The organism is Eikenella glucosivorans (assembly GCF_016025525.2).
Lineage (GTDB): Bacteria > Pseudomonadota > Gammaproteobacteria > Burkholderiales > Neisseriaceae > Eikenella > Eikenella glucosivorans.
Map to the genome: position 1 here is coordinate 297,074 of NZ_JACSGR010000001.1, position 23,245 is coordinate 320,318.

Genomic DNA, 23,245 nt, shown 5'->3' on the forward strand with positions numbered 1-23,245 from the left:
AGTTTTCCCTGCGTGGGTCAGAAAATTAAGCAATGAAGCCAATGCGCTTCGGTGTGCTGTCGGATTTGAGGATAGATTCGCTCTGCAGGGCGGCTATCCAGGCAGCGGTGCTGGTAAAAGGGGCGAAACGGTGCCGTCTGGCGGTGGCAGCAAAATCACCGGGTGTCAGGTTGGTGAGGGTTTTCAGGTAGCCTTGCTCGGCTGCACCGATGGACGGCAGACCCAGTAGGGCTGCTTGCTCTTTTGCTAGACCAATAACTTGCTGCGGGCTGAGGTAGCCAAAATGCAGTTTCAGGTCGAAACGGCGTAGGGCTGCGGCATCAAGGCTATGCATCAGGTTGGTGGAAACCACCAACAGGCCATCGAAACGTTCGATCTGGGTTAGCATTTCGTTGACCATGCTGCGCTCCCAACTGTGGGCGGCACCGTCACGGGTAAATAGGAAACTATCCACTTCGTCTAGCACCAGTAGCATCTCCTGCTCTTTGGCTTGCTCGAAAGCGTTGGCAATGTTCTGTTCAGTTTCGCCGACGTATTTGCCAAGCAAATCCGAACCATGGCGAAACAATACGGGGAGGTCAGCTTGCTCTCCGAGCCAGTTTGCCCAGGCGGTTTTGCCGGTGCCTGGCGCACCGTAACAGCAGATACGGCCTTTTTTATGTGTAATTAGGCCGCTGCTGACGGCATGTATGTCGCTGTCGCAGGCGATCCAGTCTAAAGAGTAGGCGGCATGTGTGGGGGAGGGTAGGCTGATTTGATGCCGGCCTTGTGCTTTTAAGGTTTGGTTGAATAGGGCAACGGCATGGCTAGCGAAGGTTTCTTGACTGTCTCCCAAACCGGCAGCTACTTTGAAACCGCGTTCCAGTACGGCTGGAGTAAGGCCGTCTTGTTTGGATAACGCATTAATTTGTGTTTCGTCTAGCCGCCCGCCGGATAGGGTGCGAATTAGGCCAGCTTTGTGTTGCACTGGCAAATCAGGCATATGCAGTACGATGTCGAAGCGGCGTAGGAAGGCGTCGTCCATGCAGCCAACATGGTTGGAAATCCACACCATCGGCACAGTATTGCTTTCGAGCAGGTGGTTAACCCAGGCTTTGTGTGACTGAGCCACCGAACGCTCAAATAGGCTACCTGAAAATACGTCCTCAATTTCGTCGAATACCAGTAATGCCTGCTGTCCGTCCATCAAAGTTTGCGCCAGCATGCAGTTTTGCAGGCGAGTGTCGCTGTCCAGCATGTCATCATCATCTTGATCGGCATGATGCAGGGTATAGCAAGGAACGTCGACCTCTTGTGCCAACAGGGCGGCAAATTCAGTTTTGCCAGTGCCGGGTGAGCCGTAGAGCAAGATGTTGACCCCAGGTTGCCGTACAGCGAGTGTGCGCCGCAGGTAGGTGGCGATACGATCTCGCATGGTGGCGATGTGTTCAAACTGCGACCACACTAATTTGGGCGGTGTAGTGGGGAGCAGGCAGCTTTTGAGCAGAGTTTTTTCATCGAACGGCAGCAGGCAGACGTCGTCGGCATTGAGGGTGTCGCCCCATCTGACAAAGTCATCAAAACTGTTATACCCGCGAGAGTCGCAGAAATTAATCAGACCATAGCCACACAGTTTGTGGGTTTTGAGCAGGGCGGCGTGAATTTGGTCGGCGGGCTGGCGCAGTAGTTTGGCCAATAACGATACAACCTGCCGGCGGGACAGCTGACGGCCGAGATAGTTCAAGGCGGTAACTAAGACGGATTCCAGCGTTACGTGCATAGCCAACTGCAAAACGGTTAATTCGGTGGCACTCAGCTGCAGCCGTTTGCCGATTGTGCCGATATTCTGTTCGGATAGAGCCCAATCTTTGGTAGCGGGACGGTTTTGCCGGAGTTGGAGGTAACGTTGCTTTAATGTGTGTTTCAATTCGCGGCGCAGCTCTTTGGCTGTTTCCAGCTCGGTTGGAATACCTAGTGCTGCCGCCAGATCGTCGTCATCCCAGCAGTCGTTACGGACTAGAAATTTGTTTAGTTTGCCAAATTCAAAAAATATCCGTAAAACCAGCAGTTCACCGTATGGGCTGAGAGTGGATGGATTCAGGTTTACTGATGTCATGATTCGGCCTTTCTGCAATAAAGGAGGTGCAGGAGGCATTATCCTGACAGTTGCGACAAATTGTGTCGCTTTCGGTTTTCAGGTAGCCTGATGAGGGGAGAGTTTAGAAGACATCCTGATGTTACGCCGGCTTTTATTTGTTTAGTATTAGGTCCGGAGCTTGTTTTTCGATATCCCAAACGTCGTTACCGAATTTTGCCAGCCACCAATCCAACATGGCGCTGTCGATAACAGTGGCTTCAAAACGGTAGTGGGTATTGTCTGATGCTAGGATGTGCTGATCTGCCGACAATGGCGTTTCGGTCAGATGGAAGCCGGCTTCGCGGCGGATGCTGAAGCGTAAGCGGACGGACTGCCCGCTGCCAAAGCCAAAATGGCCGTCGGATAAGTATTGCTGCAGGTTGAAATCTGAAGGTCGTTCAAAAGGGCGTTGCAGGAGTTTGGCTGAAATGATGCGGTGTAGGGCGAGATGGCGGTTATCGCGGTAGCCGTCGAAACGGACCACCAGATACAGTACCGGTTCTTGCTGTACTAAGGCTAAGGGCATAACGCGGCGGACGTATTGCATGCCGGATTGGTTGCGGTATTCAATTTCCAACATACGGTCTTCAAACAGTGCGCTGCCAACGGTATCGAGAATGGATTGATCCAGTGCAGCGGGCAGCAAGGGCTGACTGGTGGGGGCGATGCAGATTTTGTTTTGCCAAGCACGTTCGGGGGTGCTGGCCCGGTCGAAGCGAAGCGTATATTGCGCTTGGGTGAATAGCGGTTCCATGCTGTGCATGATGTTGGCAGGCAATAGGTATTTCAGCTGCTGCTGCGCTAAGGCCAGCACTAGGGACTCGGATGCATTCAACAGAGGAACTTCCAATCCCTTGGCGTGGCTTTTCCAGCGGTAGCCGTAGGGTTTGCTGCGGGTGTCGGCCTCGATTTCGAAGTGTTCGCATAATTTGTGCATGATGCGCTGGATGGTGCGTTTATCGCGACGGATGCCGATGCCGTCTAAATGGCGGCAGATGTCTTGTATGCCGATATAGCGCGTTTTGGGAATGATGCGCAGGATTTCGAGATAAACGAGGGCGGTATCGAACGTTTCGGAGCGTGTCGGCATGGTAATCGGGAGGGGTTTGATTAGGATGGGATTATAGCGTGAGCCGGCTTTATGTGAACTCGCAGTTGGATGAGGCTACCTGAAATTTTCAGGTAGCCTTTCCCTTATATCTTTTCCCGCTAAGCATATTGCCAACGCTTCTTTCCCAAGCCGGGTGTGCGTTTCTATAATGGCCGCCTGTTTTGGATTCTGCTGATTATGAACTGGTCTTATTTTTGGCGGGTGGCGCCGAAGTTTGCCGATGCGGCGCTGCTCACGCTCAAGCTTTCGGCCTACAGCATCGTGCTCTCGATTTTGCTGGGGCTGGCGGTGGCGGTGATAACGGCTTATCGCGTGCGGCCGCTGTATTGGCCGGCGCGGGCCTATATCGAGCTGTCGCGCAACACGCCGCTGCTGATCCAGCTGTTTTTCCTGTATTACGGCTTGCCGAAGGTGGGCATCAGGTGGGACGGCTTCACCTGCGGCATCATCGCGCTGGTGTTTTTGGGCGCGAGCTATATGTCGGAGGCGCTGCGGGCGGGTTTGCTTGCGGTGCCGAAGGGGCAGGTGGAGGCGGCGAAGGCGATCGGGCTGAAGCCGTGGCAGGTGTTCCGTTTTGTGGTGCTGCCGCAGGCTTGGGCGGTGTCGGTACCGGCGGTGGGGGCGAATGTACTGTTTTTGATGAAGGAAACTTCGGTAGTGAGCGCGGTGGCGGTGGCGGAATTGATGTTTGTGACCAAAGACATCATCGGCATGGACTATAAAACCAACGAGGCGCTGCTGCTGCTGTTTATCAGCTACTTGATTATTCTGCTGCCGGTGTCGCTGTTGGCGCGCTATGGCGAAAGGCGGCTGCGGGAGGCGAAATATGGCGCTTGAATGGTTGTTTGCCGGCCAGAATGCGGCGCGTTTGGCGCAGGGCTTGTGGCTCACGGCGAAGATTTCGCTGGTGTCTGTGGCGCTCTCTTGCGTGTTGGGCACGCTGTTCGGCCTGCTGATGCGGGTGCGGCATCCGCTGGTGCGCTTTTTGTGCACGCTGTATTTGGAAACGGTGCGGATTGTGCCGATTCTGGTGTGGCTGTTTGTGCTGTATTTCGGCCTGTCGGCGTGGACGAATATCCATTTGAGCAACGTTTGGGTGTGCATTTGGGTGTTTGTGTTCTGGGGCACGGGTGAGATGGGTGATTTGGTGCGCGGGGCGCTGGAGTCGATTGAAAGGCATCAGGTGGAATCGGCCAAAGCGCTGGGGCTGAACCGGCGGCAGGTATTTTGGTATATCGAGCTGCCGCAGAGCGTGCAGCGGGCGCTGCCGGGGGCGATTAACTTGTTCACGCGCATGGTAAAAACCAGCTCGCTGGCCGCGCTGATCGGTGTGGTGGAAGTGGTGAAGGTGGGGCAGCAGATTATCGAGAATTCGCTGCTCACCATGCCAAACGCTTCGTTTTGGGTGTATGGCCTGATTTTCATACTGTATTTCTTGTGCTGCTGGCCGCTTTCGCTGCTGGCGGGCTACCTGGAAAAGAAATGGGAGAGCTGATATGGCTTTGCTGAACGTGCGCCACCTGCGCAAGGGCTACGGCAACACCATCGTGTTGCAAGAGTTGGATTTGAGCCTGGAGAAAGGCGAGGTGGTGGTGATTTTGGGGCCGTCGGGCAGCGGCAAAAGCTCGCTGTTGCGCTGCATCAACGGCCTGGAGCCGCACCAGGGCGGCAGCATCGAAATGGAAGGCGTGGGCGAATTCGGCAAGAATGTGCCGTGGGAAACCGCGCGGCAGAAGGTGGGCATGGTGTTTCAGAGCTATGAGCTGTTTGCCCACATGAATGTGATCGACAACATCCTGCTCGGCCCGATGAAGGCGCAGGGGCGCCGCCGTGAGGAAGTGGAGGCGCAGGCCGACAAGCTGCTCGCCCGCGTGGGCCTGCTCAACCGCAAAACGGCCTTCCCGCGCGAGCTTTCCGGCGGGCAGAAGCAGCGCATCGCCATCGTGCGCGCGCTGTGTATGAATCCGGAAGTGATCCTGCTCGACGAAATCACCGCCGCGCTCGATCCGGAGATGGTGCGCGAGGTGTTGGACGTGGTGCTGGAGCTGGCGCGCGAGGGCATGAGCATGCTGATTGTGACCCACGAAATGGAGTTTGCCGCCAAGGTGGCCGACCGGATTGTGTTTATGGATCACGGCCGCATCATCGAGGAAAGCACGCCGGACCGCTTCTTCACCAAGCCGGAAAGCGGCCGCGCCCAGCAGTTTCTCAGCGGTATGGATTTTTCGATTTGATGGTGGCGGGCAGGCGCTATCGGCCTTGCCGCATTCAATTTTTAGGTAGCCTTTTTCAGGTAGCCTCTTAACCCCTTTGATTTTATCCCGACACAGAAAAGGAAATATGATGCAGTTACACAAATCTTTTAAAGCACTATTGGCCGGCGCGGTCATCGGTTTCGGCCTAGCGGCCTGCGGCGGCGGTTCGGCCGGCAGCGAACCGGCGGCTTCCGGCAACGCCTCCAACGCTTCTGCCGCAGCCGTGGCCGGCGACGACGCGCTGGCGCAAATCAAAGAGCGCGGCGTGATCCGCATCGGCGTGTTCGGCGACAAGCCCCCCTTCGGCTATGTGGACGCCGAGGGCAAAAACCAAGGCTTCGACGTGGAAATCGCCAAATACCTGGCCAACGACCTGCTCGGCAGCCCCGACAAAGTGGAATTCGTGCTCACCGAAGCCGCCAACCGCGTGGAATACGTGCGTTCCGGCAAAGTGGACCTGATTCTGGCCAACTTCACCCAAACGCCCGAACGCGCCGAAGTGGTGGATTTTGCCAGCCCGTATATGAACGTGGCGCTGGGCGTGGTTTCCCCCAAAGGTGCGCCGATTACCGATATTTCGCAGCTGGAAGGCAAAACCCTGCTGGTGAACAAAGGCACCACCGCCGATGCCTATTTCAGCAAAAACCATCCCAACATCAACCTGTTGAAGTTCGACCAGAACACCGAAACCTTCGATGCGCTCAAAGACGGCCGCGGCGTGGCGCTGGCGCACGACAACGCGTTGTTGTGGGCATGGGCCAAAGAAAACCCCAATTTTGAAGTGGCCATCGGCAACATCGGCCCGGCCGAGCATATCGCCCCCGCCGTGCGCCAAGGCAACCGCTCGCTGCTCGACTGGGTGAATCAGGAAATCGCTGCCATCAAGCAAGACGGCCGCCTCAACGCCGCCTACGACAAAACCCTGCGTCCGGTGTACGGCGACAAGGAAGCCGAGATTTTGGCGAAATAAGCGCGGATTGGTTTGAAGCATCCATTCAGGCTACCTGAAAAATTCAGGTAGCCTTTTATGGTTTAGGGTATGGCTGCTTTAGCTGTGGGCTACCTGAAAACAGATCGGTATGTTTTCAGGTAGCCTGCTACTGGGCAGCAGAGTAAGGGAAGGCTACCTGAAAACAACGAAGCTTCTGCGAGGCAGAAACACCTGTTTCAATGCCATAAACGGGCAGCCATACTTTTCAGGTAGCCTGTTGCCGCATCGGCGGCAGACCAAACAAAACCCCGCTTCGCAGCGGGGTTTTGCTTCAGTCAAACCGTGTCGGCTTATTTGCCGGCGGCGGTTACCGTGGCCACGGCCAGGTTGGAGCCGCGGCGCAGCGCGGTGCTTTCCACGCCTTCCGGGAATTGAATGTCGGACAGGTGCAACACGTCGCCGGCCACCACTTTTTCGCAATCCAGCAGCAGCTCAGACGGGATGTGTTTCGGATCCAGCAGCACTTCCACGCTGGTGCTCAAGAGCGCCACGCGGCTGTTTTGCAGTTTAACAGCCTGGGATTTCTCGGCATTCACCACATGCAGCGGCAGGCGGATCTTAATCGGCTTGCCGGCTTGTACGATTTGGAAATCGATGTGGCGCACTTCCTGGCGGAAGGGGTGCATCTGGAAATCGCGCACGATCACATCGTGTTCTTTGCCGTTCAGCACCAGTTTGATCACGGCGGTGTGGAAGGCTTCCTTCTGCAGGGCGAAGAATACGGTTTTGTGGTCGACGGAAACGGCAGCCGGGGTTTCGCCGTTGCCATAGATCACGGCCGGCACGCGGCCTTCGCGGCGCAGGCGGCGGCTCGCACCAGTACCTTGCTCTTCGCGCACTTGGGCTTCAATTGTAAAAGACATGGGTCATACTCCATAAAGTGAAAAAGTGCCGTCTGCCGGGCTGCGACCAACCCTGACGGCACGGGAAACGGTTTGCCGAAGCGGCAAACCTGCTTAGGGGAGGAACAACGCTCCCGGGGACGCCACATCCTCGTTGAAGAGGTATGAGACGGATTCTTCGTTGCTGATGCGGCGCATGGTTTCAGCCAAGAGGCCGGCAATCGTTACCTGGCGGATGCGGTTGCAGCCGCGGGCGGCCTCAGACAGGGCGATGGTATCGGTAATCACCACCTGGTCGATGTCGGAAGAGGCGATGCGGCTCACCGCTTCACCGGAGAACACCGGATGGGTGGCATAGGCCAACACGCGCTCGGCACCGCGCTCTTTCAGGGCGGAAGCTGCTTTGCACAGCGTGTTGGCGGTGTCGATCATGTCGTCCACAATCAGGCAGGTGCGGCCCTGCACGTCGCCGATGATGTTCATCACTTCGGCCACATTGGCTTTGGGGCGGCGCTTGTCGATGATGGCCAAATCGGTGTTCAGCACTTTGGCCGCGGCGCGCGCACGCACCACGCCGCCGATGTCGGGGCTGACCACAGTGAGGTTTTCGATGCGCTGTTGCAGCACGTCGTGCACCAAAATCGGGGTGGCATAGATGTTATCCACCGGGATATCGAAAAAGCCTTGGATTTGGTCGGCATGCAAATCCACAGTCAGCACGCGGTCGATGCCGGCAGTAGCAAGCATATTGGCCACCAGCTTGGCCGAAATCGGCACGCGCACGGAGCGCGGGCGACGGTCTTGGCGGGCATAGCCGAAATAGGGGATGGCGGCGGTGATGCGGCCGGCGGAGGCGCGTTTGAGCGCATCGGCCATGGTGAGCAGCTCCATCAGGTTGTCGTTGGTGGGCGCGCAGGTGGACTGCAAAATAAACACGTCGCGGCCGCGCACGTTTTCCAGCAGCTCCACGGCGATTTCGCCGTCGGAAAATTTGCCCACGGAAGAGCGACCCAATGAAATGCCGAGATGTTTCACCACATTCTCGGCCAAGCCGACGCTGGCATTGCCGGCAAATACCATTAAACTTTCGTATGCCATATTTTCATTACCTGTGTTGTTTGCGGTCTGGCCGCCGACTGTCGGAAACATCGCCGCTTCCTCGCGAATGGGTTTGGCTGGCTTGCAACGGGCGGATTATACGCTGGGTGCGGGCAAAACCAAAGCGCGGTTTACATGGAATATTCATTGTTTGCGGCGCTTGCGGGCCGAGCGGGGGCGGCGGAGTGTTGTGTGCGTCTGCTTCCGCGCCAATTTCGGCAATCAAAATCGGATAAGGGCGTTTTTGCCACAAGAAAATGCCGAACGGCCTGGTTTTTTGGTCGGTTTCGTTTTTCAGGTAGCCTTTGCTGTGTGTTGCGCCTGAGCAAAAAGAAAAGCATGTAACGCGTACATGCTTTGGCAAGGTGGCTGGGGATGTAGGATTCGAACCTACGCATGCCGGAATCAAAATCCGGTGCCTTAACCAGCTTGGCGAATCCCCAAAACTTTCTCTAATTTGAACCTGGCTGGGGATGTAGGATTCGAACCTACGCATGTCGGATTCAGAATCCGATGCCTTAACCAGCTTGGCGAATCCCCAGTGTTGACCTGCCGCTGAGGACAGGCGATTCAGTAAAGGCGCGAATTATGCGGGCTCCTCCGTGTTTTGTCAAGGCTAATCTGCGGAAATGGCGGGGTGGGGTGCTTGGCTAGGGGTTTAGGATGGCGAATAAAGGATGCTTATCCATACCGTGCACGCACCAGCTGGCCAGGTTTTCAGGTAGCCTGCTATGGATATACTCGGCTTCGCCCTGCGTGGCGCAGGCGATAAACAGGCAGGCGCCGGAGCCGGTCATCTGCGGCGTGCCGTAATCTTGCAGCAGGCGGAAGGCGGCGGCCACGCTCGGGTATTCGGCCAGCACCACGGCCTGCATGTCGTTGCGGAAAGGTTGCAGTTGTTCGAAGCCGGGGTTGGGGCAGGGCGGGCTGTTGCGGGTGAGATCAGGGTGGGCGAAGATTTTGGGGGTGGACACGTGGGCATTGGGGCGCACGACGACATACCATTGTTCGGGCAGGGCGATCGGGTGCAGGATTTCGCCGATGCCTTGGGCGAAGGCGCTTTGGCCGAACAGGAAGAAGGGCACGTCGGCGCCGAGCGAGAGGCCGAGCCGGTGCAGCTGTTCGGGCGGCACGGCGGTTTGCCACAGGTGGTTGAGGGCAAGCAGCACGGTGGCGGCGTCGGAGCTGCCGCCGCCGAGGCCGCCGCCGCTGGGGATGCGTTTATCTAGCCAGATTTCCACGCCTTGCAGGCTACCTGAAAACTGCTGCAGCAGGCGGGCGGCGCGGTGGCTGAGGTCTTGTTCGGGCGGGATGCCGCCGGCGGGGTTGTGCAGGATGATTTGGCTGTCGCGGCGGGGCAGCAGCCAGACGGTGTCGCACAGGCTGATGAGGCGGAAGATGCTTTCGAGCAGGTGGTAGCCGTCGGGGCGGCGGCCGGTGATGCGCAGGTCGAGGTTGAGCTTGGCGGGGGCGGGAAAGGGACGGGCGGCGGGGTGCGGGCTCATCAGGCGGCCTGTTCGGTGTCGATGGCGGAGCAGCTGGCGGGGCGGCGTTCGGGCTGGCCGAAGCGGTCGAAGATGAGGCGCAGGCTCAGGCCGCTGCGTTCCATGTGCAGCAGGCGGACTTGGCCGTTTTCATCCAGGTTGCGCTGGATGCGCCAGCCCATTTGCTGCAGGCGGCCGTCGGGCAGGATGCTGTAGGGTTCGCCGGCCACGCGCAGGCCGTTGGCCCAACGGTCGATGTAGGCGACGGGGAGCTCGTAGCCGAGCAGCTGTCGGCTGAGTTCGGCGCTGGTGGCGGCGCGGTACACTTGGCCGTTGGAGGCGATGGCTTGCACGCCGCCGCGGTCTTGGCACAGGCGGCCGACGCTGTTGCCGAGCGGGGTTTTGACTTCGAACAGCTGGAGGGCGGCGGTGCGCAGCCAGTCGAAGTTGGCGTAGCTGCCGCGTTCGTTTTCTTTCACGCCCATGCGGCCGGCGGCTTCGAATTCGGGGGTGGGGGCGTCTTCGCGCCAGCCTTCTGCGGGCATTTGGGTGCCGGTGGTGGTGCAGGCGGCGAGGAGGAGGGCGGCGAGGAGGGGGGTGAGGTGTCGGGTCATGGTGTGTTGGGTGTTTGCTTTTTCAGGTAGCCTGATCCGGGTTGTCGGGTGTGAATGCTTGGCTTTTGTGAGGCATTTCTATTTTTCAGGTAGCCTTTTGTTTGCTTGGGGCTACCTGAAAATTTTGGGGCATGATAAAGCCGCAGCGGGTTAGGGCGGGTAGGCGGCGGGTAAAGTTGCGGGAAAGGCTACCTGAAAATGAGTGAGGCGGGTTTCGCTAAACCGGGATGGTGATTTTCAGGTAGCCTTTGGCTTTATTGGCTGCTGCCGTTGTTGCTGTTTGCGCCGCTGCTGTTTTTTTCGGGCAGGGGCGGCAGGGTGATGTTGAGGCGTTGCAGGGTTTCCTGCAACACTTGCCTGCTGTCGTCTTGGCTGCGGGCGGCCTGCCACACGGCGATGGCCTCATCTTTGCGGCCGAGCGTCCACAATACTTCGCCGAGGTGGGCGGCTATGTCGGCTTCGGGCTGCTCGCGGTGGGCGTTTTGCAGGTAGGGCAGGGCCTCTTGCGGGCGGCCTTGTTTGAACAGCACCCAGCCCATGCTGTCTTGGATTTCGGGGGCTTTGGGTTTGCGGGCGAGGGCTTGCTCGATATAGCGGCGGGCTTGGTTGAGGTCGGCGCCGGGCTGGCTGATCATGGTGTAGCCGAGGGAGTTGAGGATGTCGGGGTTTTTGGGCACGAGCTCGTGCGCCTGTTTGAGGTCGGCCACGGCTTTGTCGGGCTGCTGCAGGCGGTCGGCATAGAGGATGGCGCGCTGTTCGAGGATGAGGGCGAGCATCTGCGGCGGGGCGGAGTTGTCGCTGTAGCGGCGGTGGAGGGTGCGCAGGGTGTTGAGTGCTTCGGCAGGCGGCTGTTCGCGGGTCAGGCGCAGCTGGGCGATGAGCAGGTCGTCGGCGTCGAACAGGGTGTTTTCTCGGCCGACCACGGCTTCGGCGCGCAGTAGGGCGTCTTGGGCGGCGGGCCAGTTTTTGTCGATTTCGGCGAGCCTGGCCAGCATCAGCTGTTTGTCGAACTGGCTCTCGGGGGTGGTAACGCGTTCGAGCCAAGCGTGGGCGTCGGCAGTGTTTTTCTCTTCGGCCAGGCGGGCGGCGGCGAGGAGGGCGGCGCGGCTTTTCTGCTGTTGGGTGCCGTGCAGATAGGCTTTGTCGAAATAGTTGAGGGTGACGGCCACGGGCTCTTTGCGGCGCACGGAAAGGATGCCGGCCTGGATGTAGAGGTCGGGGTCGGGGTTCTTGGCGAGGAGGGATTGCAGCAGGCGGTAGGCTTCTTCTTCGCGTTTGGCGCTGATGAGTGATTCCACTTGCAGGGTTTGCCACATGGGGGAGAGGTGGCGGCTGTCGGCGTGGGAGAAGAAGTATTGCAGCACTTCGGGCTGGCGTTGGGCGATCAGGCGCAGGGTGATGCTGGTGAGGGGGCGGATGTCACTGTCGAGGCTAGCGAGGCGGCGCAGGGCGGCGTTGGCATCGGCGGTGCGGCCGGCATGGGCGGCATAGATGGCATCGGCGATGGCGGCTTCGGGCAGGTTGGGGAAGCGGGCGGCGGCCTGGTGCACGAGGCGGGTGGTGGGCGCGTCGGCGGCTTCGGGGTGGTAGAGGGCGAGCTGGGAAACGCGCAGGAATACGCTGCGCATGCGGTGGCGGTCGGTTTGGGCGAGCACTTCGGGCAGCCCGGCGTGCACGGCGGCTACGTCGCCTTTGGCAGCGGCCACAATCCAGCGCATGCGTTTTTGCTCGGGTGAGGGGTTGGGCTCGGCTATGCGCCATGCGGTGAGCGCCTGTTCGGCCAGTTGCGTGCTGCCGGAGAGGGCGATTTCCACGGCGCGTTCGGCCACGACGGGGTCGCGGGTGCGGCGGAACAGGCTCATGTAGGTGGCCAGTGCGTCGGTGCCGTTGCCTTGCTGCAGGGCGATTTCGGAGGAGAGGGCGCTAACCAGATAGTTGGCGCGGTTGATGATTTCGCGGTGGGAGAGGGGCTCGGATTGAGGCCGGTGTGCGGGTGGCGCAGCTTGGGCGGCCAGCGGCAGCAGGAGGGCGGCGGCGAGGGCTAGGGCGCGGAGGGGGTGCCGTGGGAGCATGGGGATTCCTTGGGATGGTTTGGCAGCCGGTGGAAAGAGGCTACCTGAAAATGAGTGAAGCGAATTTCGCTAAAACGATGTTTTGCTAAGCAAAGCTGAGTTTCTGCGAAGCTAAAAACGTGTGCTTCAATGCAGTGAAACTGCGGGAGGCAGGGTTTATAACGCAATCGGGCTTAGCTTGCCAGATGTTTTTCAGGCTACCTGAAAACTTTTACCTTGGCGCTTTTGACTGTGCAGAAATTCATTTCTGCTTTGCGGAAACTTTGTGTTAGCCAAACGCACTTTGCTCGTTTTCAGGTAGCCTGCTGTGTTTCATGCGGGGCAATGCCCGATCAAATGCGCATCGGCATCACGATGTATTTGAAATCGGCGTTGTCGGGGATGGTAAACAGGGTGGAGCGGTTGGCGTCGCCGAAAGCCAGCTGGATGTCTTCGGCGTGCACGTTGCGCAGCACGTCCATCAGGTAGTTGATGTTGAAGCCCACTTCCAGCTCGGCGCCCTGGTAGGCGATTTCCAGCTCTTCGCGCGCTTCTTCCTGCTCGCTGTTGCTGCACAACACGCTCAACAGGCCGGGGCGAAGCTGCAGGCGCACGCCGCGGAATTTTTCGTTGGCCAAAATGGCGGCGCGCTCCAAGGCGCCCAACAGCGGCAGGCGGCCGAGTAGGAAGATTTTATCGTTGTCTTGCGGAATCACGCGGTTGAAATCGGGGAATTTTCCGTCTACCACCTTGCTCACCACTACGGTGTCGTTGCAGCGGAAGCGCACCTGGTTGTTCAAGAGCTCCACGGTAACCGGCTCTTCCGGGCGGTTGAGCAGCTTAAACAGCTCGAGCACGGTTTTGCGCGGCAGGATGACTTCGGCCTTGGGCAGGTCGGCATCGATCACGGCGGCGGAATAGGCCAGGCGGTGGCCGTCGGTGGCCACCAGGCGCAGGTTGCTGCCTTCCACCTGCATCAGGAGGCCGTTGAGGTAGTAGCGGATATCCTGCACCGCCATGGCGTATTGCACCTGCGAGAGCATATTGCGCAAGGTTTCCTGCGGCAGGGTGAAGGCGGACACCACTTCCTCTCCCACGCTCATCAGTGGGAAATCTTCCGCTGGCAGGGTTTGCAGCGCGAAACGGGATTTGCCGGCTTTCAGCGTGAGGCGGTTTTGTGCCCAATCCAGCGCCACAATCGCGCCCTCAGGCAGGGCGCGCAGGATGTCTTGCAGCTTTTTGGCATTGGTGGTGATGCGGAAATCGGCGGCGTCGGTGTGCGGGCCGTGGGTGTGGATTTGGATTTCCAAATCGGTGGCCAGGATGTTGGTCTGGCCGCCGCTGCGCTCAATCAGCACGTTGGAGAGGATCGGCAGGGTATGCTTGCGCTCCACGATGCCGGTTACGGCTTGCAGTGGTTTGAGCAGGGTGTCGCGCTCGGCTTCTAAAATCAGCATGAAAGGCTTCCTTGGTTAATTTTTGATTATAATCAGTAGTTTTTCGTAGTCTTGGGCGATTTCGGCATCGGCATTGCGCAGCTCGTCGGCCTTCTTCACCGAATTGAGCACGGTGCTGTGGTCGCGACCGCCGAACGCCTTGCCGATGTCTTCGTAGCTGTAAGACGTGAGCTCGCGGGCGAGCTTGATGGCCAGATGGCGCGGGCGGACGATGCTTTGGGCGCGCTTTTTGCCGATTAGGTCGGCAGTGCGGATACCGTAATATTTGGCCACGGTATCCATAATCAGGGGCAGGTTGATCGGCTTGAAATTGCCGACCACGATGTCTTGCAGCGCTTCAGTGGCCAGCTCCACATCAATCGGTTTGGCCAAAAAGCGGCTGCGTGCCTCCACCCGTTTGAAGGCACCCTCCAGCTCGCGCACGTTGGAACGCACATGGGTGGCGATGAAAAACGCGGCATCTTCTTTCAATTCCACACCGAGCGATTCGGCCTTTTTCTGCAAAATTTCCACCCTCATTTCTAATTCTGGCGGCTCCAATTCCACCGTCAAACCCCAGGAGAACCGGGATTTCAGGCGGTCGTCCATGTCGTCGATTTTGGTGGGCAGCACATCGCAGGTAAGGATAATCTGTTTTTTATGGTGGTGGCAATGGTTATACAGGTGGAAGAATTCTTCCATGCTGCGGTCTTTGCCTTTGATAAATTGGATATCGTCGATAATCAGGAAATCATAGGGCTTATATTGCTGACGGAAGGCGTCATGGGCGTGGTTGCGGAAGGCCTGAATCATGCCGCGCACGAAGTCTTCGGCGTGCATATAGTAGATTTTGGCATCGGGTTTGAGCCGCAACAGTTCGTTGCCCACGGCCTGCGCCAGATGGGTTTTGCCCAGGCCGGTGCTGCCGTAGAGGAAAAACGGGTTGTAGTTTTTGCCCGGATTTTCGGCGATGGAACGGGCGGCGGCCACGGCCAGGCGGTTGCCTTTGCCTTCCACCAAGGTGTCGAAAGTGTATTCCGACGACAGATTGGTTTGCGCATAACGCTGTTTCTGCTGTTCGCTGCGCTGTTCGGCCGGTTTGGCTGGGGCAGGCTGGGCGGAGACAGGGAGTGCCGCTTCGGTGTGTGCTGGCTCCGGCTGCGGGGCGATGCCCAGGCTTTCCAATCGCGCCTGCACCATTTCTAGGGCGGTGCGTTTGTCGATAGGCGCTGCTTGAGCGGAAGTTTTTTTTGCTTTTTTAGGCGATGTTTTTACGGAGGTGGCGTCCGACTTCGGCGCAGGCTGTCGGGTAGTGTTGTCCGGCCAAGGCTCGCTGGCAGGTGCATATTGTTTGCCCTGCCCTTGTTGAAAAACCAGCTCCGGTGTATTTTCAGGTAGCCTTTGTTGCAGCAGGCTGCGGATTTCGCCGGCATAGTGCGTGCGCAACATATTCAGCACGAAGCGGCTGGGCGCATACACCACCCATCCGCCGTCCGCTCTTTCGCCCACGCTCAGCGGCGCAATCCAGCTTTGATACTGTTTGGCGGGCAGGGTGTGGCGCAAATGATGCAGGCAATACGGCCAGAATTGTTCGAGCGTCATGGTGGCAATCAGAGGGGAAACGGGATACGGCGGCGGGTTTGGCGCCGCCGTCAGGAGGTGCGGTGCCGGCGGATTATACCCAAAATCCAGAGGGCTTACCAAGGCGGAAATATGCCGGCCGGATGCGGTATCGGTTTGACAATGTCAGCAAAATCAGGTGTAATACGCCGCTTTCAGCTTTTAGACTCAATTTCCACGGGAAACATCATGAAACGCACTTATCAACCTTCCGTTATCCGCCGCAAACGCACCCACGGCTTTTTGGTCCGCTCCAGAACCCGCGGCGGCCGCGCCGTATTGGCTGCACGCCGTGCCAAGGGCCGTAAACGTTTGGCCGTATAACAGTGGACTACTGTTTCGGCAAACCATACCGCTTATTGAAAACGGATGATTTCTCATCCGTTTTTGCTTTACGCCGCATGAAATCCCAGCCGGCGTTGCAGCTGTGGAGCAAGCCGAACGGTTTGGGACATCCCCGCTTAGGTTTGGTGGTTCCCAAGAAAACCGCCCGCCGTGCCAACCGCCGCAACTACATGAAACGTGCCTTGCGCGAGTGGTTCCGGCTCAACCGGTACCGCTTGACAGACTGCGATTTGATTATCCGCGCGCGCCGGCCGTTTGATTCGTCTGAGCTGCCGCAGGTGTGGGCACAGTTGGAGCGGATGGTGCCGAGAAAGACATGTTAGCCAAAATTCTGCTTGGCCTGATACGGTTTTATCAATATGCTGTCAGCCCGATGCTGCCGCCGCGCTGCCGTTATCAGCCCACTTGTTCGCAATACGCCGTGGAAGCGGTGCGCAAATACGGCGCGCTCAAAGGCGGCTGGCTGGCGCTCAAACGCATTTGCCGCTGCCATCCGTGGGGCGGCAGTGGGGTTGACCCGGTGCCATAGCATAACGGTTGCGGGTTTTAAGTTGTCGATGGTCGCCGGCTGCATCGTGGCATTTCTGCTTTGCGGAAACTTTGCAGCATTGTATTTAAACTGTGTTGAAGCTTTGTTTTCAGGTAGCCTGTTAGGAATGGCAGACTACCGTTTATCTTGCCAAAAACGGAACCCGATTTTATGGAATCCAATAACGATCTGAAAAGGATGATGGCTTTTGCTGTCGTGGCAGTAATCATTCTGCTTGCCTGGGAGTTTATCAGCCCGCGCCCGCCGCAGCCCGAACAGGCCGCTTCGCAGGAAACGGCGGCGCAGCAAACCGCCGCCGCACCGGCCGGAACCGATTTGGCGCCGACCAAGCCGATTACCGTCACCACCGACACACTCAAAGCCGTGATCGACGAAAACAGCGGCGATCTGCGCGGCCTTGACCTGCTCAAGCACAATGCCACCAGCGATGCCAGCAAAACCTTTACCCTGCTTTCCGACAGCCGTGAGCACAAATATCTGGCGCAATCGCTGCTGATCGACGCCAAGGGCAATTACCTGCTGCAAGACAGCCAGTTTAAGGCCGCGCAAAACAGCTATACCCTCAACGGCGACAAACTGGAAGTGCGCCTGAGTGCGCCGGAAACCGACGGCATCCAGGTGGACAAGGTATATACCTTCAGCAAAGGCAGCTACGTGATCGACGTGCGCTTCGACATCACCAATAATACTGCCGAGCCGCTGAAGCTCGACGGCGTGTACCGCGTGTTGCGCGATAACAGCAAACCCGAAGGCAGCGGCTATTTCAACCAGACTTATGCCGGCCCCGTGGTGTTCACGCCGGAAGGCAAGTTCCAAAAAGTGCAATTTGGCGATTTAGACGACGACTTTACCTCCCGCCGCGATACCGCCGATTACCAGCGCACTGCCCAATCCGGCTGGATCGGCTTCACCCAGCACTACTTCACCACCGTGTGGATTTTGCAGCCGAAGGACGGCAATAGCATCTGCCAAAACGGTGCCTGCCTACTCGACATCAAACGCCGCAGCGACAACCTCTATTCCGCCGGTGTGCGCGTGCCGCTGCCAGCCATTGCCGCCGGTCAGAAGCTGAGCGTACCGGTGGAGCTGTATGCCGGCCCGCAGGAATACTCCGTGATCACCAAAGTGGCCGACGATTTGGAGCGCGTGAAAGACTACGGCCGCACCCACATCGTGGCCGCGCCGCTGTTCCAGCTCTTGAACTGGCTGCACGGCATGGTTGGCAACTGGGGCTGGTCTATCGTGCTGCTCACCATCATCGTGAAAACCCTGCTCCTGCCGCTCACCAATGCTTCCTACCGCTCCATGGCCAAAATGCGCGCCGTGGCGCCCAAACTGGAAATGCTGAAAAAACAGCATGGCGACGACCGTATGGCGCTGCAGCAGGCCATGATGAAGATGTATAAAGAAGAAAAAATCAACCCGCTGGGCGGCTGCCTGCCCATGCTGTTGCAGTTCCCGGTGTTCATCGGCCTGTATTGGGTGTTGTTCGCCTCGGTTGAGCTGCGCCAGGCTTCGTGGGGCTGGGTGGCCGACTTGGCTCGGCCCGATCCAATGTATATCCTGCCGATTCTGATGGCGATCACCATGTTCCTGCAAACCAGGCTCAGCCCGCCGCCGAGCGATCCGATGCAGGCCAAAATGATGAAGATCATGCCGCTGGTGTTCTCCGCCATGTTCTTCTTCTTCCCGGCCGGCCTGGTGTTGTACTACGTGGTGAACAACCTGTTGAGCATGGCGCAGCAGTGGCTGATTAACCGCAAGATTGCCGCCACCACGCGCGTTCGCTGAATCCGCCTTTAATCAAGGCAAACAGCCCGAACCATCCCGGTTCGGGCTGTTTTGTTCGGTATGGAACGGATGGAGGGGCAATAGGATGGCGGCAGGTGTGTTTTGGTGGGTTTTATCTTTTCAGGTAGCCTCATCAAGGTTAAAATCCCCACATTAGTTTAAAGGATAAAGTTTATCAACAACACGCCATAAGGGGCACGAAATGACCGACCACCAACTCAAGCCGTTTGAAGAAATCGACTTATCGGAGCGCAAAGACCGCCTGCAGGTATTCGAAGAACAGGTGCTGCAATACAGCGGCAACCGCAGCAGCGAAAACTCTTCCGTTGCACCGCTGCCCGAAAGTTATCCCTACCGCACCCGCATCAGCCGCAGCGTATACGAAAAAGAAAAGAAAAAGCTGCAAATCGAGCTGCTCAAAGTGCAGAGCTGGGTGAAAGACAGCGGCAGCCGCATCGCCGCCCTGTTTGAAGGCCGCGACGCCGCCGGCAAAGGCGGTACCATCAAACGCTATATGGAGCACCTCAACCCGCGCGGCGCCCGCGTGGTGGCTTTGGAAAAACCCAGCGACCGCGAACGCGGCCAATGGTATTTCCAGCGCTATATCAACCATCTGCCCACCGCCGGCGAAATGGTGTTTTTCGACCGCTCCTGGTACAACCGCGCTGGCGTGGAGCGCGTGATGGGCTTTTGCGAGCCGCACGAATACCTGCAATTCATGCGCCAGGCGCCCGAATTGGAACGCATGCTGGTAAACAGCGGCATGCACCTGTTTAAATTCTGGTTTTCCGTATCGCGCGAAGAGCAGCTGCGCCGCTTCATCTCCCGCCGCGACGACCCCTTGAAACACTGGAAACTCTCTCCAGTGGACATCGAATCGCTCGACCGCTGGGATGACTACACCGAGGCCAAGAACACCATGTTCTTCCACACCCACACCGGCGACGCGCCCTGGACCATCATCAAATCCGACGACAAAAAACGCGCCCGCCTCAACTGCATCCGCTTCTTCCTGCACGCCCTCGACTATCCCGACCGCGACCTCAAAGCCATCGGCCCGGTGGATCCGCTGATTGTGCAAGTGCCCAACGCGCAGTTTAAAGACAACATCAATATGAGCGCCGACTGATCGGCGGCACAGCCCAAAAGGCTACCTGAAAATTATTTTTCAGGTAGCCTTTTGCTTCTTTGCAGTGCTCGTCCCATCATTTCATTTATGGCAGAATTCCAACAATCCACTTCGTTAAAGTCTTTTAAGATTGTCCGAGCCGCCGCCGCACAATACAATCCGGTCGGTCGGCAGTTCTCATAGCTGCCGCTTATTCAAACCATCTTTATCTATTGCGAGGAAACATCATGAAAAAAGTTCTGGCTACCCTGCTTGCCCTTTCCCTTTCCGGCCTTGCCCTGGCCGACGACAACCGCGGTTTCTACGTGCAAGGCGATCTCGGGCACGCCTCCGTGAAAGGCAAAGTGTACGGCGAAAGCGCCACCGCCAAAGGCTTCATTCCGCGCCTCTCCTTCGGCTACGACTTCGGCGATTTCCGCGTGGCTGCCGACTACACCCACTACAAATCCCGCAGCGAAAGCAGTCAAATCAGCAGCTCCACTTCTTACGACGCCGAAGCCAAATTCCAAAGCCTCGGCGTATCCGCCATTTACGACTTCGACCTGAGTGCCCCGGTGAAACCCTATGTCGGTGCACGCCTCGGCCTCAACCGCGTATCGTTCGACACCACCGAACGCAGTCCCGGCTTCACCGAACACTACGAAACCCGCAAAACCAAAGCCGGCGTCGGCATCCTGGCCGGTGTGGGCTACGACATCACCCCAAACATCGCCCTGGATGCAGGCTACCGCTACAACTACTGGGGCAAATTCGACGGCGTGAAAGTGGATTCCCACGAAGTTTCCGCCGGCGTGCGCGTGAAATTCTGATTAACCGGACCAGCATATTGAAAAAATCGCCCGCAGCCGAAAGGTTTGGGCGGTTTTGCTATCAGTATCCGCACTCGCTAATAATACAAGTGCCCAACGCGCAGTTTAAAGACAACATCAATATGAGCGCCGACTGATCAGCGGCACAGCCCAAAAGGCTACCTGAAATTTAGCTTCCCAGAAACTTCGTTGAAGCTCACATTTTCAGGTAGCCTTTTGGTTTGTCCACAGCCGGGCGATATAATGCGGCTCTTTATTTCCTTCCGAGCCCAACGTGATGACCGATTCCGCCTCCAGCCCCGAATACGCCGCCCAGCTGCAACAGAAGGCAGGCTACCTGAAACAGCGTTTTACCGAGTTTTCGCCGCCCGAATGGCAAGTGTTTGCCTCGCCGGAGCGGCATTACCGGATGCGCGCGGAGTTCCGCGTGTGGCATGAGGGGGAACGTATCAGCTATGCCATGTTTGAGCCGGGGCAGAAGGCGGGCGCGGCTTCGCTGCGGCGGCTGGATGGGCTGCCGGCGGCTTCGGCGGCCATCAATGCGTTGATGCCGAAGCTGCTCGCGGCGGTGCAGGCCGAGCCGCTGCTGCGCGAGCGCTGGTATCAGTGCGAATTTTTGTCCACTTTAAGCGGCGAGATGCTGGTGGGGATGATTTACCACAAGCGGCTGTGCGAGCGCTGGCGCGCGGCGGCGGAGCGGTTGCAGCGCGAGCTGGGCATCATGATTATCGGGCGCAGTCGCGGGCAGAAGCTGGTGTTGGCGCAGGATTTCGTGACCGAGCGGCTGTCGGCCGGCGGGCGTGAGTGGCTGTATCGCCAATACGAGGGCGGCTTCAGTCAGCCCAATGCGCTGATGTGCCAAAAGATGCTGGATTGGGCCTGCGGCGCGGCGGCGGGTTTGGGCGGGGATTTGCTGGAGCTCTATTGCGGCAACGGCAATTTCACGCTGCCGCTGGCGCGGTATTTCCGGCGGGTGTTGGCCACGGAATTGTCGAAAACTTCGGTGCAGGCGGCACAGTGGAATATCGAGGCCAACGGCGCGGCCAATATCCGGCTGGCGCGGCTGTCGGCGGAGGAGTTTACCCAGGCTTTCCACGGCGTGCGCACTTTCCGCCGTTTGCAGGAGCAGGGCATTGATTTGGCGGATTATTCGTTTTCCACCGTGTTGGTGGATCCGCCGCGCGCGGGGGTGGACGCCGGTACACTCTCCCTGCTGCAAGAGTTCGACAATATTATCTATGTTTCCTGCAACCCGGAAACGCTGCACGCCAACTTGGGCGTGCTCTCGCAGACCCACCGCATCGCGCGCGCGGCGCTGTTCGACCAGTTTCCGTTTACGCCGCATATCGAGAGCGGGGTGTTGCTGAAGCGGCGCTAGTAGGCGCGCGGCTGCAAGAGGCTACCTGAAAATGGGACAAGCGATTTTCAGGTAGTCTTTATCCTGCTTCTGCCGCCCGTTTGGATTGCCCTTGGCGTTGGCGATATAATCGGGCTTCTTTCCCATAACCCGCAAACAAAGGAGTTTCATCATGGCCAAAACCATCATCCACACCGACCGCGCCCCCGCCGCCATCGGCGCCTATTCCCAAGCCGTGCGCGCCGGCAACACCGTGTATTTGAGCGGCCAAGTTCCGCTGGTGCCCGCCACCATGCAGGTGGTGGAAGGCGGCTTTGCCGAGCAGACCCGCCAAGTGTTTGAAAACCTCAAAGCCGTGATCGAGGCCGCCGGCGGCAGCTTCGACGACGTGGTGAAACTCAACGCCTACCTTACCGACCTCTCCCACTTCGCCACCTTCAACCAAATCATGGGCGAATACTGCCGCGAGCCCTTCCCCGCCCGCGCCGCCGTGCAAGTGTCCGCCCTGCCCAAAGGCGTGCTGGTGGAAGTGGAAGGCGTAGTGGTGTTGAACGCCTAAAGCGCATAGAGGCTACCTGAAAACAGCAAGGCTGAATTTTCAGGTAGCCTTTAATATTGCCCAACCCATTTGCAAACCATTATCCCACCAACATCATGGCACACTACGCAATCGGCGATCTGCAAGGCTGTTTCGCCGAATTTCAAGCACTGCTCGCCCACATCGGCTTCACCCACGGCCGCGACACCCTCTGGCTCGTGGGCGACCTCGTGAATCGCGGCCCCCAATCCCTCGCCTGCCTGCGCTACGTGAAACAACACGAAGGCAGCATCCAAACCGTGCTCGGCAACCACGACCTGCACCTGCTCGCCATCGCCCACGGCCACGGCAAACTCAAACGCAGCGACACCGTGGGCGACATCCTCGCCGCCCCCGACCGCCAGCCCCTGCTCGATTGGTTGCTGCGCCAGCCACTGATGCTGCACAACGAACGCTGCACCCTCGTGCACGCCGGCATCTGGCCGCAATGGACGGTAAACGAAACCCGGCAGCGCGCCGACGAAGTGGCCGTCGCCCTGCAAAGCCGCCCCGACTGGTTTTTCGCCCACATGTACGGCAACACGCCGAACACCGATCGCGCCGCCAACGAAACCGAACGCCTGCGCTTCGCCACCAACGTGCTCACCCGCATGCGCGCCCTGCACCGCGACGGCAGCATGGATTTCGACTACAAAGGCACCCTGCCCGATATGCCCGCCCACCTCATGCCCTGGTTCCGCGCACCCAATCGGCAAACCCTCGGCAGCCAAACCGTGTTCGGCCATTGGTCCGCACTCGGGCTGTATCAGGGCGAAAGCGTGGCCGGCATCGACACCGGCGCGCTGTGGGGCGGCGAGCTCACCGCGCTCGATTTGGACACGCAGCAGGTTTTTCAGGTAGCCTCCAAGCAGCCCAAGCAGTTTGAGTGAAGCATAAAATTTCAGGTAGCCTTCCCGTGCCTGTGCCTGATTTTAAAGATTATTAACACGAACAGGCGGGCAGCCCGGGCGGGCTTTTGCTACAATGCGCCCGTTCGCATCGCACAGGGCAGATCAGCCGCCCGCTAAGACGTTTCCGTGATAACGATGCGTTTCCCAAGCAAATAACA

Annotated in this window: 23 protein-coding genes and 2 tRNA genes; 13 read left to right on the forward strand and 12 right to left on the reverse strand. The window is 58.4% G+C overall.

Going from position 1 to position 23,245, the window contains the following annotated elements; genetic code table 11:
• Positions 1-25: 25 nt before the first annotated feature.
• Positions 26-2,095, reverse strand: coding sequence for an AAA family ATPase (locus tag H9Q10_RS01325; RefSeq protein WP_197902235.1), 2,070 nt, complete (start codon positions 2,093-2,095; stop codon positions 26-28).
• 133 nt (positions 2,096-2,228) lie between these two features.
• On the reverse strand, positions 2,229-3,206 hold the full coding sequence (locus H9Q10_RS01330; RefSeq protein ID WP_197902236.1) for a helix-turn-helix transcriptional regulator: 978 nt from the start codon (positions 3,204-3,206) through the stop codon (positions 2,229-2,231).
• A gap of 198 nt (positions 3,207-3,404) precedes the next feature.
• Here H9Q10_RS01330 and H9Q10_RS01335 point away from each other — a divergent pair, with 198 nt between their 5' ends.
• The 4 genes from H9Q10_RS01335 (at position 3,405) to H9Q10_RS01350 (ending at position 6,452) form a co-directional block, all read left to right on the forward strand.
• Positions 3,405-4,064 carry an amino acid ABC transporter permease gene (locus H9Q10_RS01335; protein WP_197902360.1) on the forward strand — a complete coding sequence of 220 codons (660 nt, stop codon included), beginning with the start codon at positions 3,405-3,407 and terminating at the stop codon, positions 4,062-4,064.
• Entirely contained in the window at positions 4,054-4,722 is a 669-nt protein-coding gene (locus H9Q10_RS01340; protein WP_197902237.1) for an amino acid ABC transporter permease, read from the forward strand. Before H9Q10_RS01335 ends, H9Q10_RS01340 begins: the two co-directional genes overlap by 11 nt.
• 1 nt (position 4,723) lies before the next feature.
• Positions 4,724-5,461 (forward strand): amino acid ABC transporter ATP-binding protein, encoded by a 738-nt coding sequence (locus H9Q10_RS01345; RefSeq protein ID WP_197902238.1) that lies wholly within the window; start codon positions 4,724-4,726, stop codon positions 5,459-5,461.
• 109 nt (positions 5,462-5,570) lie between these two features.
• On the forward strand, positions 5,571-6,452 hold the full coding sequence (locus H9Q10_RS01350) for a cysteine ABC transporter substrate-binding protein (protein WP_197902361.1): 882 nt from the start codon (positions 5,571-5,573) through the stop codon (positions 6,450-6,452).
• A 311-nt stretch (positions 6,453-6,763) separates the two neighbouring features.
• Here the strand turns inward: H9Q10_RS01350 and H9Q10_RS01355 are convergent, their stop codons facing one another.
• From H9Q10_RS01355 to dnaA, 9 genes are all read right to left on the reverse strand, one after another.
• Positions 6,764-7,336, reverse strand: a complete 573-nt coding sequence (locus H9Q10_RS01355) for a 50S ribosomal protein L25/general stress protein Ctc (protein WP_197902239.1) — start codon at positions 7,334-7,336, stop codon at positions 6,764-6,766.
• Between the two features lie 93 nt (positions 7,337-7,429).
• Positions 7,430-8,413 (reverse strand): ribose-phosphate pyrophosphokinase, encoded by a 984-nt coding sequence (locus H9Q10_RS01360; RefSeq protein WP_197902240.1) that lies wholly within the window; start codon positions 8,411-8,413, stop codon positions 7,430-7,432.
• A 366-nt stretch (positions 8,414-8,779) separates the two neighbouring features.
• Positions 8,780-8,856, reverse strand: a tRNA-Gln gene (locus tag H9Q10_RS01365).
• 21 nt (positions 8,857-8,877) lie between these two features.
• Positions 8,878-8,954 (reverse strand) — tRNA-Gln (locus tag H9Q10_RS01370).
• 109 nt (positions 8,955-9,063) lie between these two features.
• Complete coding sequence (ispE, locus tag H9Q10_RS01375) at positions 9,064-9,918, reverse strand: 4-(cytidine 5'-diphospho)-2-C-methyl-D-erythritol kinase (protein WP_197902241.1); 855 nt, start codon at positions 9,916-9,918, stop codon at positions 9,064-9,066.
• Positions 9,918-10,511, reverse strand: coding sequence for an outer membrane lipoprotein LolB (locus H9Q10_RS01380; protein WP_197902242.1), 594 nt, complete (start codon positions 10,509-10,511; stop codon positions 9,918-9,920). Before H9Q10_RS01380 ends, ispE begins: the two co-directional genes overlap by 1 nt.
• Positions 10,512-10,765: 254 nt before the next feature.
• Positions 10,766-12,583, reverse strand: coding sequence for a tetratricopeptide repeat protein (locus H9Q10_RS01385; protein WP_197902243.1), 1,818 nt, complete (start codon positions 12,581-12,583; stop codon positions 10,766-10,768).
• Between the two features lie 332 nt (positions 12,584-12,915).
• Entirely contained in the window at positions 12,916-14,019 is a 1,104-nt protein-coding gene (gene dnaN, locus H9Q10_RS01390; protein WP_197902244.1) for a DNA polymerase III subunit beta, read from the reverse strand.
• A 15-nt stretch (positions 14,020-14,034) separates the two neighbouring features.
• Complete coding sequence (dnaA, locus tag H9Q10_RS01395) at positions 14,035-15,600, reverse strand: chromosomal replication initiator protein DnaA (protein ID WP_197902245.1); 1,566 nt, start codon at positions 15,598-15,600, stop codon at positions 14,035-14,037.
• Between the two features lie 207 nt (positions 15,601-15,807).
• Here dnaA and rpmH point away from each other — a divergent pair, with 207 nt between their 5' ends.
• The 7 genes from rpmH to trmA all read left to right on the forward strand — a co-directional run bounded on the left by rpmH (position 15,808) and on the right by trmA (position 21,620).
• Positions 15,808-15,942 carry a 50S ribosomal protein L34 gene (gene rpmH / locus H9Q10_RS01400; protein ID WP_082890768.1) on the forward strand — a complete coding sequence of 45 codons (135 nt, stop codon included), beginning with the start codon at positions 15,808-15,810 and terminating at the stop codon, positions 15,940-15,942.
• A gap of 2 nt (positions 15,943-15,944) precedes the next feature.
• Entirely contained in the window at positions 15,945-16,286 is a 342-nt protein-coding gene (gene rnpA, locus H9Q10_RS01405; RefSeq protein WP_197902246.1) for a ribonuclease P protein component, read from the forward strand.
• On the forward strand, positions 16,280-16,492 hold the full coding sequence (gene yidD / locus H9Q10_RS01410) for a membrane protein insertion efficiency factor YidD (protein ID WP_197902247.1): 213 nt from the start codon (positions 16,280-16,282) through the stop codon (positions 16,490-16,492). Before rnpA ends, yidD begins: the two co-directional genes overlap by 7 nt.
• A 171-nt stretch (positions 16,493-16,663) precedes the next feature.
• Positions 16,664-18,304: a membrane protein insertase YidC gene (gene yidC, locus H9Q10_RS01415; protein WP_197902248.1), complete on the forward strand. Its 1,641-nt coding sequence runs from the start codon at positions 16,664-16,666 to the stop codon at positions 18,302-18,304.
• A gap of 202 nt (positions 18,305-18,506) precedes the next feature.
• A complete protein-coding gene (ppk2, locus tag H9Q10_RS01420; protein ID WP_197902249.1) occupies positions 18,507-19,433 on the forward strand; it encodes a polyphosphate kinase 2 in 927 nt (308 codons plus the stop codon).
• 227 nt (positions 19,434-19,660) lie between these two features.
• Positions 19,661-20,242 (forward strand): opacity family porin, encoded by a 582-nt coding sequence (locus H9Q10_RS01425; protein ID WP_197902250.1) that lies wholly within the window; start codon positions 19,661-19,663, stop codon positions 20,240-20,242.
• Positions 20,243-20,519: 277 nt separating this feature from the next.
• The gene (trmA, locus tag H9Q10_RS01430) at positions 20,520-21,620 is read left to right on the forward strand and encodes a tRNA (uridine(54)-C5)-methyltransferase TrmA (RefSeq protein WP_197902251.1); all 1,101 of its coding nucleotides are present in this window, start codon (positions 20,520-20,522) and stop codon (positions 21,618-21,620) included.
• A gap of 21 nt (positions 21,621-21,641) precedes the next feature.
• On the opposite strand, the gene H9Q10_RS12210 is transcribed toward trmA, so the two are convergent.
• Positions 21,642-21,773 (reverse strand): hypothetical protein, encoded by a 132-nt coding sequence (locus H9Q10_RS12210; RefSeq protein ID WP_274381485.1) that lies wholly within the window; start codon positions 21,771-21,773, stop codon positions 21,642-21,644.
• Between H9Q10_RS12210 and H9Q10_RS01435 the strand changes: the two genes are divergently transcribed.
• Together H9Q10_RS01435 and H9Q10_RS01440 are read left to right on the forward strand one after the other, a co-directional pair.
• Positions 21,772-22,158: a RidA family protein gene (locus tag H9Q10_RS01435; protein ID WP_197902252.1), complete on the forward strand. Its 387-nt coding sequence runs from the start codon at positions 21,772-21,774 to the stop codon at positions 22,156-22,158. The two genes, H9Q10_RS12210 and H9Q10_RS01435, sit on opposite strands and share 2 nt — an antisense overlap.
• Before the next feature lie 95 nt (positions 22,159-22,253).
• Complete coding sequence (locus H9Q10_RS01440; protein WP_197902253.1) at positions 22,254-23,066, forward strand: symmetrical bis(5'-nucleosyl)-tetraphosphatase; 813 nt, start codon at positions 22,254-22,256, stop codon at positions 23,064-23,066.
• The last annotated feature ends 179 nt before the right edge of the window (positions 23,067-23,245 follow it).

Excerpts from the sequence above, each read along its gene's own strand:
- H9Q10_RS01325 (WP_197902235.1), bottom strand. The coding sequence starts at position 2,095 with ATGACATCAGTAAACCTGAATCCATCCACTCTCAGCCCATACGGTGAA.
- H9Q10_RS01330 (WP_197902236.1), bottom strand. The coding sequence starts at position 3,206 with ATGCCGACACGCTCCGAAACGTTCGATACCGCCCTCGTTTATCTCGAA.
- H9Q10_RS01335 (WP_197902360.1), top strand. The coding sequence starts at position 3,405 with ATGAACTGGTCTTATTTTTGGCGGGTGGCGCCGAAGTTTGCCGATGCG.
- H9Q10_RS01340 (WP_197902237.1), top strand. The coding sequence starts at position 4,054 with ATGGCGCTTGAATGGTTGTTTGCCGGCCAGAATGCGGCGCGTTTGGCG.
- H9Q10_RS01345 (WP_197902238.1), top strand. The coding sequence starts at position 4,724 with ATGGCTTTGCTGAACGTGCGCCACCTGCGCAAGGGCTACGGCAACACC.
- H9Q10_RS01350 (WP_197902361.1), top strand. The coding sequence starts at position 5,571 with ATGCAGTTACACAAATCTTTTAAAGCACTATTGGCCGGCGCGGTCATC.
- H9Q10_RS01355 (WP_197902239.1), bottom strand. The coding sequence starts at position 7,336 with ATGTCTTTTACAATTGAAGCCCAAGTGCGCGAAGAGCAAGGTACTGGT.
- H9Q10_RS01360 (WP_197902240.1), bottom strand. The coding sequence starts at position 8,413 with ATGGCATACGAAAGTTTAATGGTATTTGCCGGCAATGCCAGCGTCGGC.
- ispE (WP_197902241.1), bottom strand. The coding sequence starts at position 9,918 with ATGAGCCCGCACCCCGCCGCCCGTCCCTTTCCCGCCCCCGCCAAGCTC.
- H9Q10_RS01380 (WP_197902242.1), bottom strand. The coding sequence starts at position 10,511 with ATGACCCGACACCTCACCCCCCTCCTCGCCGCCCTCCTCCTCGCCGCC.
- H9Q10_RS01385 (WP_197902243.1), bottom strand. The coding sequence starts at position 12,583 with ATGCTCCCACGGCACCCCCTCCGCGCCCTAGCCCTCGCCGCCGCCCTC.
- dnaN (WP_197902244.1), bottom strand. The coding sequence starts at position 14,019 with ATGCTGATTTTAGAAGCCGAGCGCGACACCCTGCTCAAACCACTGCAA.
- dnaA (WP_197902245.1), bottom strand. The coding sequence starts at position 15,600 with ATGACGCTCGAACAATTCTGGCCGTATTGCCTGCATCATTTGCGCCAC.
- rpmH (WP_082890768.1), top strand. The coding sequence starts at position 15,808 with ATGAAACGCACTTATCAACCTTCCGTTATCCGCCGCAAACGCACCCAC.
- yidD (WP_197902247.1), top strand. The coding sequence starts at position 16,280 with ATGTTAGCCAAAATTCTGCTTGGCCTGATACGGTTTTATCAATATGCT.
- yidC (WP_197902248.1), top strand. The coding sequence starts at position 16,664 with ATGGAATCCAATAACGATCTGAAAAGGATGATGGCTTTTGCTGTCGTG.
- ppk2 (WP_197902249.1), top strand. The coding sequence starts at position 18,507 with ATGACCGACCACCAACTCAAGCCGTTTGAAGAAATCGACTTATCGGAG.
- H9Q10_RS01425 (WP_197902250.1), top strand. The coding sequence starts at position 19,661 with ATGAAAAAAGTTCTGGCTACCCTGCTTGCCCTTTCCCTTTCCGGCCTT.
- trmA (WP_197902251.1), top strand. The coding sequence starts at position 20,520 with ATGACCGATTCCGCCTCCAGCCCCGAATACGCCGCCCAGCTGCAACAG.
- H9Q10_RS01435 (WP_197902252.1), top strand. The coding sequence starts at position 21,772 with ATGGCCAAAACCATCATCCACACCGACCGCGCCCCCGCCGCCATCGGC.
- H9Q10_RS12210 (WP_274381485.1), bottom strand. The coding sequence starts at position 21,773 with ATGATGAAACTCCTTTGTTTGCGGGTTATGGGAAAGAAGCCCGATTAT.
- H9Q10_RS01440 (WP_197902253.1), top strand. The coding sequence starts at position 22,254 with ATGGCACACTACGCAATCGGCGATCTGCAAGGCTGTTTCGCCGAATTT.